General features: G+C 64.5%; 13 protein-coding genes. 5 read left to right on the top strand and 8 right to left on the bottom strand.

Annotated features, from left to right (window positions below):
- Window positions 1-405, top strand: a 405-nt coding sequence (locus tag B3M53_RS04155) for a DUF2189 domain-containing protein (RefSeq protein WP_286799667.1), incomplete at its 5' end; no start/stop codon positions are given.
- A gap of 69 nt (window positions 406-474) precedes the next feature.
- On the opposite strand, the gene ccoS is transcribed toward B3M53_RS04155, so the two are convergent.
- The 8 genes from ccoS to ccoN form a co-directional block, all read right to left on the bottom strand.
- Complete coding sequence (ccoS, locus tag B3M53_RS04150; protein WP_273020226.1) at window positions 475-645, bottom strand: cbb3-type cytochrome oxidase assembly protein CcoS; 171 nt, start codon at window positions 643-645, stop codon at window positions 475-477.
- Window positions 642-2,864, bottom strand: a complete 2,223-nt coding sequence (locus B3M53_RS04145) for a heavy metal translocating P-type ATPase (protein ID WP_286799665.1) — start codon at window positions 2,862-2,864, stop codon at window positions 642-644. The genes ccoS and B3M53_RS04145 overlap by 4 nt, the downstream gene beginning before the upstream one ends.
- Window positions 2,852-3,346 carry a FixH family protein gene (locus tag B3M53_RS04140; RefSeq protein WP_022700572.1) on the bottom strand — a complete coding sequence of 165 codons (495 nt, stop codon included), beginning with the start codon at window positions 3,344-3,346 and terminating at the stop codon, window positions 2,852-2,854. Before B3M53_RS04140 ends, B3M53_RS04145 begins: the two co-directional genes overlap by 13 nt.
- Window positions 3,343-4,836, bottom strand: a complete 1,494-nt coding sequence (gene ccoG, locus B3M53_RS04135) for a cytochrome c oxidase accessory protein CcoG (protein ID WP_273019662.1) — start codon at window positions 4,834-4,836, stop codon at window positions 3,343-3,345. The genes B3M53_RS04140 and ccoG overlap by 4 nt, the downstream gene beginning before the upstream one ends.
- Before the next feature lie 106 nt (window positions 4,837-4,942).
- Window positions 4,943-5,911 carry a cytochrome-c oxidase, cbb3-type subunit III gene (gene ccoP / locus B3M53_RS04130; protein WP_022700570.1) on the bottom strand — a complete coding sequence of 323 codons (969 nt, stop codon included), beginning with the start codon at window positions 5,909-5,911 and terminating at the stop codon, window positions 4,943-4,945.
- Window positions 5,904-6,092: a cbb3-type cytochrome c oxidase subunit 3 gene (locus B3M53_RS04125; protein ID WP_022700569.1), complete on the bottom strand. Its 189-nt coding sequence runs from the start codon at window positions 6,090-6,092 to the stop codon at window positions 5,904-5,906. The genes ccoP and B3M53_RS04125 overlap by 8 nt, the downstream gene beginning before the upstream one ends.
- A 6-nt stretch (window positions 6,093-6,098) precedes the next feature.
- Window positions 6,099-6,857 (bottom strand): cytochrome-c oxidase, cbb3-type subunit II, encoded by a 759-nt coding sequence (gene ccoO, locus B3M53_RS04120; protein ID WP_022700568.1) that lies wholly within the window; start codon window positions 6,855-6,857, stop codon window positions 6,099-6,101.
- Window positions 6,858-6,867: 10 nt separating this feature from the next.
- Window positions 6,868-8,349, bottom strand: coding sequence for a cytochrome-c oxidase, cbb3-type subunit I (ccoN, locus tag B3M53_RS04115; protein WP_273019789.1), 1,482 nt, complete (start codon window positions 8,347-8,349; stop codon window positions 6,868-6,870).
- 375 nt (window positions 8,350-8,724) lie between these two features.
- Between ccoN and B3M53_RS04110 the strand changes: the two genes are divergently transcribed.
- From B3M53_RS04110 to B3M53_RS04095, 4 genes are all read left to right on the top strand, one after another.
- Window positions 8,725-9,426: a sulfite exporter TauE/SafE family protein gene (locus B3M53_RS04110; protein ID WP_273019666.1), complete on the top strand. Its 702-nt coding sequence runs from the start codon at window positions 8,725-8,727 to the stop codon at window positions 9,424-9,426.
- 214 nt (window positions 9,427-9,640) lie between these two features.
- Window positions 9,641-10,621 (top strand): homoserine dehydrogenase, encoded by a 981-nt coding sequence (locus B3M53_RS04105; protein ID WP_273019668.1) that lies wholly within the window; start codon window positions 9,641-9,643, stop codon window positions 10,619-10,621.
- A 47-nt stretch (window positions 10,622-10,668) separates the two neighbouring features.
- On the top strand, window positions 10,669-11,565 hold the full coding sequence (locus tag B3M53_RS04100) for an alpha/beta fold hydrolase (protein WP_273019670.1): 897 nt from the start codon (window positions 10,669-10,671) through the stop codon (window positions 11,563-11,565).
- Window positions 11,558-12,703 carry a trans-sulfuration enzyme family protein gene (locus B3M53_RS04095; RefSeq protein ID WP_273019672.1) on the top strand — a complete coding sequence of 382 codons (1,146 nt, stop codon included), beginning with the start codon at window positions 11,558-11,560 and terminating at the stop codon, window positions 12,701-12,703. Before B3M53_RS04100 ends, B3M53_RS04095 begins: the two co-directional genes overlap by 8 nt.
- Window positions 12,704-12,737: the final 34 nt, after the last annotated feature.

Genomic DNA, 12,737 nt, shown 5'->3' with positions numbered 1-12,737 from the left:
GAGGCCGATTTCCGCCTCGACAGCTTCCTGCCCTTCCTGTTCACCGATGTGCAGGGCGTGATGCTGATGGTGATCGGAACCCTGGTCGGCGCCGCTCTGGCGCTGGTGGCGTTCATGGTCTCCGCGCTCTCCTTCCCCATGATGGTGGATCAGGATGTGGACGCTGTGACCGCGGTCGTCGCCTCGATCAAGGCGGTGAAGGACCAGCCTGACGTGATGCTGGTCTGGGCGTGGCTCATCGCCTTTGCGACCGGGGCGGGGCTCGCCCTGTTCGGCATCGGCATCGCCATCACCTTCCCGCTGATCGCCCACGCCAGCTGGCGCGCCTACAAGGACTTCAATCCGCGACCCTCGCCAAGCGCCAAGGAAGTGGAAGCGCGACTGGCGGAGAAGAATAACGCCTGACCGCACACGGGTAACGCTGATACAGAAGCCCCGGTTCACTCGCCGGGGCTTTTTCGTGCTTGAGGGCGGCTAGCGCTCGTCCTCATCATCCACAATGGGGCCGTCATCATCAATGAGGATGCGTTCGGCGGCGCCGTCGAGGTCATCATACTGACCCGACTTCATCGCCCAGAAGAAGCCAAGCAGGCCCATGGCGCCGAGCACCAGGGCGGCGGGGATCAGCCAGAGTAAAGCGGTCATGCGCGCCAGAGCCTCAATGCGTTGGCCATCACCACGAGCGAGCTGGCGGACATGGCGATGGCGGCCACAAGCGGCGTGACCAGACCAAAGACCGCCAGCGGCACGGCGATGACGTTGTAGATGTTGGCGAGGGCGAAGTTTTCCATCATCCGCGCCCGCGCCGATTTGGCGATGTCGATGGCGCGCGGCAGCGCCGCCAGGCGGTCGCCCTGGATGACCAGATCCGCCGCCGAGCGGGAGATATCCGCCGCCGAACCCATGGAGACCGACACATGCGCCGCAGCGAGCGCGGGGGCGTCATTGATGCCGTCACCCACCATGATCGGGTTTTCGCCCGCCTCCTTCAGCGCGTTGATCCGGTCGATCTTGCCCTGGGGCTTCAGCCCCGCCTGATACCGGTCAAGGCCCAGCGCCCTGGCGGCGGCGGCCACGGGCGCGTCGCGGTCGCCGGACAACAGCTCGATCGGCAGACCCTGCGCTTTCAGGCCCTCAACTGCTTCGGGGGCATCCGCGCGCAAGCTGTCAGAAAAGACAAAGCGAACCGGCGCTTCGCCCTCCACCAGAAGCCAGGCTTCCAGAACGGACGGATCTGAGTCCTGGCCCTGTTGTTCAAGGCCAAGCCAGGCGGCGGAGCCAAACTGGATCACCGCGCCATCGGCCGTGCCCGTCAGTCCGCCGCCCGCGATTTCCTGAAGGTCATCTGCCAGCGGGCCGGGCCCGGCGGCGTCCGCCAGAGCGCGCGAGATCGGATGGCGCGAGCCGCGCGCCAGACGGGCGGCGAGAGTGAGCGCGCGAGGCGAAATTTCGTCTGAATTGATCAAGGCGGGGCGACCCAGCGTCAGCGTGCCGGTCTTGTCAAAGACCACAGATTTCGCTTCGGCGAGCCGTTCCAGCGCATCACCGGATTTGAGCAGGACGCCTTCGCCATAAAGACGGCCTGACGCCACCACCTGCACCGCCGGGGTCACCAGCGCCAGCGCGCACGGGCAGGTGATGATCAGCACCGCGATGGAATTCATCACCGCGTCATGGACATCACCGGTGATCGCCAGCCAGCCGACCAGCGTGATCAGCGCCATGGCGAACACGCCCGGCACATAGGCGCGCGCGGCCTTGTCGGCATAGCGCACATAGCGCGACCGGCCTTGCTCGCCGGCTTCGACGAGACGCGAGATTTCCGCCAGCAGGGAATCGTCGCGCGCAGCGCTGGCCTTCACCGTCAGCGGCGCGTTGAGATTGATCATGCCCGAATAGACAAGCGCGCCGGGCTCCAGCATCTGAGGCTGGGTCTCTCCGGTGACGAGGGCCGCGTCCACTTCGCCGCGGCCTTCGATCACTTCGCCATCCACCGGCAGGCGGTCGCCGGGCGCAATGCGCAGCAGATCGCCGGGACGCACGTCGCGGGCGGGAATGGCCTTGATGGCGCCGCCCGGCTCGATCCGGTGCGCGATGCGGGCCTGCAGCGCCGCCAGATCGCGCGCGGCCTGTCCGGCGCGAGCGCGCAGGCGCACATCCAGAAACCGGCCGATCAGAAGGAAGAACAGCAGCATGACCGCGGCGTCGAAATACGCGGCGCCATGCCCAAGCGCCGTCTCGTAGATGGATAATCCGCAGGCCAGCAGCACCGCCAGCGAGATCGGCAGATCCATGTTCACGCTGCGGGCGCGCAGTCCTGTGAGGGCGTTCTTGAAGAACGGCCAGCCTGCATAGGCGACGGCGGGCAGGGCGATCAGGCCTGAGATCCAGTGCATCAGGGTGATGGTGGGAAGGCTCATCTCGCCTTCGCCCGCCCAGACCGAGATCGACAGCAGCATCACATTGGCGGAGGCGAAGCCCGCCACGCCCAAAGCGCGCAGCAGGCGCTTTTCCTCGTCTGATCTGGGGTCGTCCGCCGTTTCAGGCTGATAGGGCTTGGCGCCATAGCCGAGATATTCGAGCCGGTGGACGATCTCCTCGGCTGTGCTGTCCGGGCCTGTGAAACTCACCGCCAATCGTCCGGTCGAGAGGTTCAGCCGGGCGCGCTTGACGCCGTCCATCTTTTGCAGCCCGTCCTCGATCTTGACGATGCAGGCCGCGCAATGGGCGCCCTCGACGGCGAGGTCGATGGCTTTGCTGTCCTCGGTCTGGCGCACGAAGGCGGTGATCTCGTCGCCTGATGCGGAAGACGCGTCGCCGAACGGCGGACTTGGGGCGTTGATAGCTGGCTCTAGCGACGCCACAGCTCGCGCTCCAGCACGAACGGGGCGTCCGCGTCGACGGCTTCGGCGTGCAGCGTCCAGCTTCCCAGCGGCAAATCCTCGACCGGCGCGGAATACACGCCCGGCCGGGCTTCGGTGAACACCAAAACATGATCGAGATCGGTGCTGGCGGGATGGCGCAGAACACCGTCCAGCGTCAGCCCCATGACGGGCGCGTCCTCAGCGTCGGTCACACGGACCAGGACCCGGTCCTCGGCCAGATTGACCGCCGCCGTCCAGCCAAGCTCAGCCTGGGCGCGGCGCTGGGCGATGATGTCGTTGTATTCCAGACCTTGCACATAGGAGCGGCGCTGGTCTTCGCCGGGGAAGGAGCGCATGGCGAGGGTGATGAACACCGTATTCACGGCGATGATGACGGAGAAGAACATGATCATCCCCGCCAGCACATGCCAGCCCTTGATGCGGAAACCCGGAGCGGCGTCGGTCGCGGAAAGGTCGGTCATCGGGTTTCTCCGGTCTGGAAGGCGGAGCGGGTCTGCGCCTGCTCGCCGGTCTCGTTATCTGTGACGATAAAGGTCAATGCTTCAGACGGCGCATCCACCGCGTCGCGCGGCAAGGTCACATAGAGCCTGAAATCCTGCGTCTGGTCCGCGCCGACTTCAAGCTGACGCGATGTCTCATCGGCGCCCAGCACCCGCACGCTCATGGCGGGATCGCCCTCAATCGTCAGTTCATAGGTGCGCGGCTGGCTCGACTTGTTCAGAACCGTCAGCGTGTAGCCATTGCGCACGGCGCCGTCTGACAGGCGGACATAATTGGGATTGCGATCGCGCGAGGCGTTCAGCTCCAGAACCGAGCGGTTCATCAGGCCGAACAGCATGATGCCGCTCACCGCCGCCAGCAAGACGGCGTACAGCACGGTGCGGGGACGGATGAAGCGATAGCGCGGCTTCTCCTCCCGCGCGCGACGGTCCACATTGTCCTGGCTGTCATAGGAGATCAGGCCTTTCGGGCGTCCGATCTTGCCCATGATGTCGTCGCAAGCGTCGATGCATAGCGCGCAATTGATGCATTCCAGCTGGTCGCCGTCGCGGATGTCGATGCCCATGGGGCAGGCGGCGACGCAGGCCTTGCAGTCGATGCAATCGCCGCGGCCTTCCCAGCTCTCGCCCTTCTTGTGACGGCCGCGCGGCTCGCCGCGATCCACCCGATAGGTCACGCTCAGCGCTTCCTTGTCGATCAGGGCGCCCTGAATGCGCGGCCAGGGGCACATATAGGTGCAGACCTGCTCGCGCATGGAGCCGGCGAGGATATAGGTGGTGAAGGTCAGCACCGCGAAGAAGATATAGCTCGTCAGAGCCGCCTGGCCGGTGACGAAATTGTTCACGACCGCAAAGGCGTCGTGGAAATACAGGATCCACGCGCCGCCGGTGGCCGCTGCGATCAGGATCCACACCGCGTGCTTGCCGATCTTGCGCCAGGCCTTGTTCAGGCTCCAGTCGGCGCGGTTGAGCATGATGCGTTTGTTGCGGTCGCCTTCAAACAGGCGCTCGACGGCGATGAACAGATCGGTCCAGACGGTCTGCGGGCAGGCATAGCCGCACCAGACCCGTCCAAACAGCGCGGTCACCAGGAACAGGGCCAGCGCCGACAGGATCAGCAAACCCGTGATGTAATAGACTTCCTGGGGCCAGATCTCGATGAAGAAGAAGTAGAAGCGGGCGTTGGCGAAATCCACCAGAACGGCCTGATCGGGGGCGTCCGGGCCGCGGTCCCAGCGCAGGAAGGGCGTGATGTAGTACACAGCCAGCGCCAGGGCCATGAAGACCCATTTGCTGAAGCGGAACTTGCCGTGCACCAGCTTGGGGTGGATGGGCTCGCGTTTCTTGTAGAGCTCGCGTGAATGGGCGGCGTTGACCGCGACCGCATCATGGGCTTCCACCCCTTCTGCGGCCTGTTCCCGGTCTGCGGGACGGTTTTTAATTAGATTCATAGCCTTTTCCGGCTTTCAGCCGTTGTTCGGACTATTGCGCCACCTGGCTCGCCCCAGTGTAGCCAGATGGCGCAATATCGTCAGACTTATGGCGCGTTGGACCGTCCTAGCGGCCCGCCGCGTCCAGCGTACCCATGGCGTCGGCCGCACTGGCCTCGGTGTAAGCCCCATCGCTTTCACCACCGCCCAGAAGATAGACATAGGCGGCCAGCGCCGTGATCACTTCTTCATCCAGACGCCCTTCCCAGGCCGGCATCATGCCATAGGGACCGCGCCAGATCGTGTTGGAGATCTGCTCACGCGTCCCGCCATAAAGCCACTCCTGGTCGGTCAGGTTGGGCGCACCCTGCATGCGGTCGCCCATGCCGTTCGGGCCGTGACAGGCCGAGCACTGGAATTCGTAGATTTCAGCGCCTGTGGTCTGGCCCGCCTCGGTGGGTTCGATCATGTCAGACAGGGTCATGACGTAATCGGTGACCGCCGAGATTTCCTCGCGGCTGAGAAGCTCATCGCGGCCATAGGCGGGCATTTGCGAGAAACGGGTGTCGGGATTGTTTTCCCAGCGAATGCCCACATGCAGGGTGTGACGGATATCGTCGAACGAGCCGCCCCACAGCCAGACATCGTCATTGAGGTTGGGATAGCCGATAAAGCCCTGACCGCCCGCGCCGTGACAGGTGGCGCAGTTGTCGCCGAATGCGGACGAACCCGCGGCCAGCGCAAAGTTCAACAGGTCCGGATCCGCTTCAATGGCGCTGATGCCGCCTGTATCCGCCGCCTCGGTGAGGCGGGTGAACATGGGGGCCCGGCTTTCTTCAAGCTCGGCGATCGCGACGGCCACATTGGCGCGTTCGGAGTGATCGCGCACGCCGCGCAGATGGCCGTCCATGCCCGGCAGAGCTGGCCAGGACGGCATGAAGACCCAATAGATCACTGACCAGACGATGGAGGCGTAAAACACCCACACCCACCAACGCGGCAGCGGGTTGTTGAGCTCCTTGATGCCATCCCATTCATGGCCCGTCGTGTCCACGCCGCTATAGGCGTCGACGTCTTTCTTGTGCTCGTCAGACATGAGTGTCCTCCGTGTCCGAGGCGGCGTCCGGATGATCATCGTCTTCCAGCGGCACGCGCGCGGCGTCGTCAAATTTATCCTGGTTTTTCGGCCAGAGGGCGTAGACCAGGACCGTGGCGAAAATCACCACGAACCCGATCAGCCCCCAAGTCTGTGCGAAGCTTGACAGCGTTTCGTACATGACGACCTACCTCAGGTTCTCGTCAGCGTCGGCCTGATAGGTGGAGAAGTCCACCATCGTGCCGAGCACCTGCAGATACGCGATCAGGGCGTCCAGCTCGGAGATCATCTCCGGATTGCCGTCGAAATCGCGGATCGGCGCGCCCGGATACCGGGCCACGAAGGCGTCATAACTGGCCGAATAGGGATCGAGCTGGGCCTCCAGATCAGACTCAGCATTTTCGATCATCTCGTCGGTGTAAGGCACGCCCAGCCGGCGCAGCGCCCGCAAACGACCTTCCACCACTTCGGTTTCCAGCTCGGTGGTCTCCAGGAACGCATAGGGCGGCATGATGGATTCAGGCACCACGGAGCGCGGATCGCGCATATGGTCGCGGTGCCATTCATCAGAATACTTGTTCCCCAGCCGGGCCAGGTCCGGCCCGGTGCGTTTGGAGCCCCATTGGAAGGGGTGGTCGTACATGCTCTCGGCCGCCAGCGAGTAATGGCCGTAGCGCTCCACCTCGTCACGCAGCGGGCGGACCATCTGGGAGTGGCAGTTGTAACAGCCCTCCCGGATGTAGATGTCACGGCCCATCAGCGCCAGCGGTGAATGGGGACGCACGCCTTCCACTTCCTCGATGGTCTCATCAAGATAGAAGAGCGGAGCGATCTCCACGAGGCCGCCAATGGAGACGACAGCCAGCACGCCCACGGTCAGCACCAGCGAGTTCTGCTCGAGAACCTTCTTGTGCCAGCCCCAGATCGGATTTTCTTTTTTCGCCATATCCGCCTCCCTATTCGGCCGGTTGGATAGCGGCGGACTGCGGGTTCACCGCGTCCTCGGTATCTTCGACGTCGCCCTTGATGGTCTTGTAGACGTTCCACACCATCAACAGAGCGCCCGCCAGGTACATCAGCCCGCCCACGGCGCGAATGATGTAGGACGGATGCATGGCTTCAACGGTCTCGACGAACGAGTATTCCAGGAAGCCCAGCGAGTCATAAGAGCGCCACATCAGGCCTTGCATGATGCCCGACACCCACATCGAGGTGATGTACAGAAGGATGCCCAGGGTCGCGATCCAGAAGTGCCACTCAATGAGGGCGCGCGAGAACATGCCCTTGCGCTTCCACAGCCAGGGAACCAGGCAGTAGATCGCGCCGAAGGAGATGAAGCCCACCCAGCCCAGAGCGCCGGAATGCACGTGGCCGATCGTCCAGTCGGTATAGTGCGACAGCGAGTTCACGGCGCGCACCGACATGACCGGGCCTTCAAAGGTCGACATGCCGTAGAAGGCGACCGAGACCACCAGCATGCGGATCACCGGGTCGGTGCGCAGCTTGTCCCACGCCCCTGACAGGGTCATCAGGCCGTTGATCATCCCGCCCCAGGACGGCATCCACAACATGATCGAGAAGGTCATGCCCAGCGTCTGCGCCCATTCCGGCAGAGCCGTATAGTGCAAGTGGTGCGGGCCCGCCCAGATATAGATGAAGATCAGGGACCAGAAGTGGATGATCGACAGGCGGTAGGAATAGACCGGTCGCTCAGCCCGCTTGGGGATGAAATAGTACATGATCCCCAGGAAGCCGGCGGTCAGGAAGAAGCCCACGGCGTTGTGGCCGTACCACCACTGGGTCAGCGCGTCCTGTACGCCCGAGAAGGCGGAATAGGAGCGCGAGCCCAGCAAAGACGCCGGCATGGCCAGATTGTTGACCACGTGCAGCATCGCCACGGTGACGATGAAGGCGAGATAGAACCAGTTCGCCACATAGATGTGGGGCTCTTTGCGCTTGGCCAGCGTGCCCAGGAACACCAGCAGGTAGACGACCCAGACCAGGGTCAGCCAGATATCGGCGTACCATTCAGGCTCGGCGTATTCTTTCGACTGGGTGATGCCCAGCAGATAGCCCGTGGCCGCGACCACGATGAACAGCTGATAGCCCCAGAACACGAACCAGGGCCACACGCCGCCAGCGAGGCGGGCGCGCGTGGTGCGCTGGACCACATAAAAGCTCGTGGCGATCAGCACATTGCCCCCAAAGGCGAAGATCACCGCACTGGTGTGAACCGGACGCAGACGTCCGAAATTCAGCTGAGGAAGCGCATCCCAGGAGAGGAAAGCGGGCCAGGCCAGTTGCGAGGCGATGATGACGCCGACTAGAAGGCCCGCAATCGCCCAGAACATGGAGGCGATGACGCCGTATTTGACGATGTTTTCGTTGTACTGGGTGGGGTCGCGCTCGACCCCGCCGTTTGAGTACACGCCCACCATGCCGAACAGGCCCAGCACGAAGCCGGCCCCGATCACCCAGGCGTGAAGTCTCATATTGGCGTCTGCGCCATTGGCTGCTGCAAACAGCGACCAAAGGGCACCAAGCAGCAGTATGCCGCCGATTATCATAGCGTTGGCGTCTAAGCCGGTTTTGGGTCGGTCCGCGTGCGCGGTCATTTCGCCCCTCCCTGATGAAGGCAATGTCCGTGACTGTCTTGGCTGGGAAAGGAGCAAGATGAAACTATGGCAATATGCCTCAGCACCTTTTCCTCGCGGGCGGCCATACAGTCCGATGCGCCGAGATCACCTGTGTTCCCATAGAATTTCAAGGGTTTTGCGGCGCACTGAAAGACAAGGCCTGAAGGAGGCGACACGTTGACACACCCCGGAATGGATGTGGGGCCGCTTCTGGGCGGCCGCGTGGAAATCGATTTTCTCGCCGGATTGATCGCCGGCCTGTCCACCAGCGCCCATTGCCTGGCCATGTGCGGCGGCATCGCCGCAATGCTGGCGCTTGGCGGGGCCGACGGGTCGCCGATGCGGCGCGCCTCGCGTTTGTTTCAGGCTCAGCTGGCGCGGGTCGCGCTCTATGTGGGGCTGGGCGTGATCGCAGGCTTTATCGGGTGGGGGTTACAGGACCAACGTCCGCCCGCCGCGTTTCACGACATTGCGCGTTATCTCTCCGCACTTGTGCTGATGGCGGCCGGGTTCTCGATCATGGAGATCCCGATTTTCGGCGGACAGGCTGGACGGTTGGGGGCGCGTCTGTCGGCGCCGATCACCAAGCGCTTGCATCACTTGCACCGTTTCGGTCCGGTCGGTCTGGGTCTTGTCTGGGGGCTGATGCCCTGTGCGCTGATTTATCTGATGACGTTCTACGCCGGGCTGACCGGATCACCTGTGCAGGGCGGGTTGGTGATGGCCGGGTTCGGTCTCGGGACGCTGCCCGCCCTGATGGCGGTGGGGCTGGGCGTGGGCGCCTTGCAGGCTCTGGCGCGCCAGCTCTGGCTGCGGCTTCTGGCCGGCGGCGCCCTGATCGCGCTCGCGGTGTGGACGGTGCTTGATCACGGCATGTGAGAAAGCGCTAGACAAGATATAAACATATCCTTATATCCATATTTGCGCCGATTTGAGCTTCAGCTTGCGGGCGCGGAATAAGTGCGGCTAAAGCGAAGCGTCGAGTTTGTCTGGTCCTGACCTCCCTCAGTCCGTTTCGGACGCACTCGACGCACCGCTCTCTTGTTCCGCCCGGTTGCCCAGACCGGCGCGTGTGAAAACCAAGGAGAGCATCATGACCTATCCGGCCTTGCTGGATCACCCCGCACAGTCCTCACCGTCCCATCCGCCGGTTCGCCGCATGCGCGCGATCATGCTGGGCTGCGGCGTTGTGGGCGGCGGCGTGATCGAGCGCCTGCCGGACGGCATTGAGCTCCTGGGTATTCTCACTCGTACGCCGCGCCCCGAAGGCGTTTCGGGCTTTCCTGTCTTCACAGATGCGGACGCTGTTTTTGCGCTCAAGCCGGAGCTGGTGATTGAAGCGCTGCCCGGCGGGGCTGAGGCTGAAGCCCTGGTCGAACGCGCGGTGCGTGAAGGCTGCCATGTGGTGACCGCCAACAAGGATGTGGCCGCCCGCCGTCCTGATCTGGTCGCCAGAACTTATGCGGCGCGGCGCACCTTTGCCTGTTCGTCGGCCGTCGGAGGCGGCGCGCCGGTTCTGGAAACCGTGGCGCGTCTGCGTGATAGCGGCGTCAAGGTGGGCCGGGTGCGCGGCGTCTTGAACGGCACCTCCAATTTCGTCCTCGACCGTCTGGCTTCAGGCCGCAGTCTCTCGGCGTCGGTCCAAGAGGCGCAAGACGCCGGCTTCGCCGAGGCGGACCCCAGCGCAGACCTCGATGGTCTCGATGCGGCGAACAAGCTCGCCTTGATCGCGCGCGAGGCCTGGGGCGTCGTTCTTGATCCCGCCGCCATTCCCACGGCCTCGATCCGGGACCTGCCCGCCCATGTGCTGGAGGCGGCGCGCCTGGATGGCCGTCGCATCCGCCAGATCGGGTGTCTGTCGCGCACGGTGTCAGGCGTGAACGCACAGGTGCGCCTGGAGGCTCTGCCGCTCAATGATCCGCTGTCGCGGGCGCGGGCGGAAGGCAATGTGGTCGTGCTGCTGCCTGAGCGTGGCGCAGAAGTGATCGTGGCGGGCAAAGGCGCGGGGCGCCTGCCCACCGCTGGCAGCCTGATCGGCGATCTCAACCGGCTTCTGAAGGCCCAACGCTCATGACGGCGCTGGCGTCAGACACTGGCCGATGTCGACCCTCTCATTGGCGAGTGCAGGAGTATAGCTGCGGCTTTGAACGCCCGAATGGCGGCGGCTGGTCAGATGTGCGCGGCCGCGTCGTCGGACCTGACGACGGCGCCGCGACCCTGGTGCTGGGCGGCATTTCGGCGGATCGCAGACTGGTCGCGGATGAAGACGGGCCGGGCTGGTGGCGGGGCGTCGCCGGTGCGGACGGCGCGCTTGACCCGAGCCGTCGCCGCCTGGTGTCGATGGATTTTCTGGACGACGCCGCAGAACCGTTTCCGACCGTCGAGGACCAGGCGGCGGCGGTGTTGATGCTGGCGGATGCGGCTGGAATTGAGCGTTTCACATTGGTGGGCGCCAGTTATGGCGGCACTGTGGGGCTGACGCTGGCGACCCTGGCGCCGGATCGGGTCACACGGCTCGATCTTTTGTGCGCGAGTGCGGGCGTGCATCCGATGACTCAAGGGTTGCGGTCGATCCAGCGCGAAATCCTGAAACTGGCGATTGACGCTGGCCAGGGCGCGCGTGGGGTCGATCTCGCCCGCCGCCTGGCTATGACCACGTATCGCACCGCTGACGAATTTGCTGAACGCTTCGGTCCGGACGGCGAGCCGGGCGGGATTGAAGCCTATCTGGCGGCGCGTGGGGCAGAGTATGCGGGCGTCGTCACGCCCGAGCGTTTCCTGTCACGCTTGGCGTCGATGGAGGCCGCCGCCCCGGACCTGTCGAAAATCCGCTGTCCGGTGCGCCTTCTGGCCTTCGCCTCTGACACGCTGACGCCGCTGGCTCAAATTCAGGCCACGCGTGACGCCCTGACCGGGTGTGAGGCGCGGCTGGTCGTCCGCGACAGCCTTTACGGGCATGACGGATTTCTCAAGGAGACAGCGTTGGTCAACGCGTTTCTGGAGGGGCGAGATGACTGAGTTTCGCACGCGCGCGGTTCGCGCCGGGATCAATTGCGATCCCGGTCATGGCGCGGTTGTCGCGCCCATTCAGGTTTCCAGCGCCTATCGGCGGGCCGATCCGGCCCAGCCTGGCGCGTTTGACTATGCCCGTACTGGCCAACCCGGTCGGGCGGAACTGGCCGCCGCCCTTGCAGCGCTGGAAGGGGCCTCCGGCGCGGTGGTGGCCAGTTCGGGAATGGCGGCGATTGATCTGGTGCTCAATCTGTTGCCCAACGGCGCGCGCATCGTCTGCGCGCATGATTGCTATGGCGGCACGCGGCGCCTGATGGATGCGCGCAGCCAACAGCGCGGCTTTGACCTCGTTTATGTGGACTGCACGGATGACGCCGCGCTGGAGGCGGCGCTGTGGGATGGGGCGGATCTGGTCTTTTTCGAGACTCCGTCCAATCCGCGCCTGCGCCTGACCGATCTTCAGACCGCCTGCGTGCGGGCCAAGGCGGCGGGGGCTCTGGCGGTGGTGGACAACACCGTGCTGTCGCCCGCCTTGCAGCGCCCGATCGCGCTGGGCGCGGATCTGGTGGTCAGCTCGCTCACCAAGATGATCAACGGGCATTCCGACATGGTGGGCGGCGTGGTCTGCGCGGCGGACCCCGACCATGTGGAGCGTCTCAGCTGGTGGGCGAACGCGGCGGGCGCCGTGGGCGGAGCGTTTGACGCCTTTCTGGCGATGCGCGGGCTGCGCACCTTGCCGGTGCGGGCCAAAGCCCAGTCTGACTCCGCGCTGGAAATCGCCGGACGGCTCAACGCCCACCCCAAGGTGGTCCGGGTGGACTATCCCGGCCTTGAAACCCATCCCGGTCACGCCATCGCCAAATCCCAGCAAGACGGGTTCGGCCCGCTGATGAGCCTGGAGCTGACCGGCGGTGAGGCGGCTGCGCGTCAGTTCGTTCAATCGCTTGAGCTGTTCATTCTGGCCCAGTCGCTGGGCGGGGTGGAAAGCCTGTGCGCCATCCCCGCAACCATGACCCACGCCGCCATGACGCCAGACGCGCGGCGCGAGGCGGGCGTGACGGACGGTCTGGTGCGTTTGTCGGTCGGCCTGGAAGCGCCGGACGATCTCTGGGCGGATCTCGAACAGGCGCTCAGCGCGCTTTAGCGCCCCTGCGTCTTGACCCCTGAGCATACAGGGG

Source organism: Oceanicaulis sp. UBA2681, from assembly GCF_002354675.1.
In the GTDB taxonomy this organism is placed as follows: Bacteria; Pseudomonadota; Alphaproteobacteria; order Caulobacterales; family Maricaulaceae; genus Oceanicaulis; species Oceanicaulis alexandrii.
Note: the sequence above shows the minus strand (reverse complement) of the source record. Positions and strands in the feature narration are given on the sequence as shown.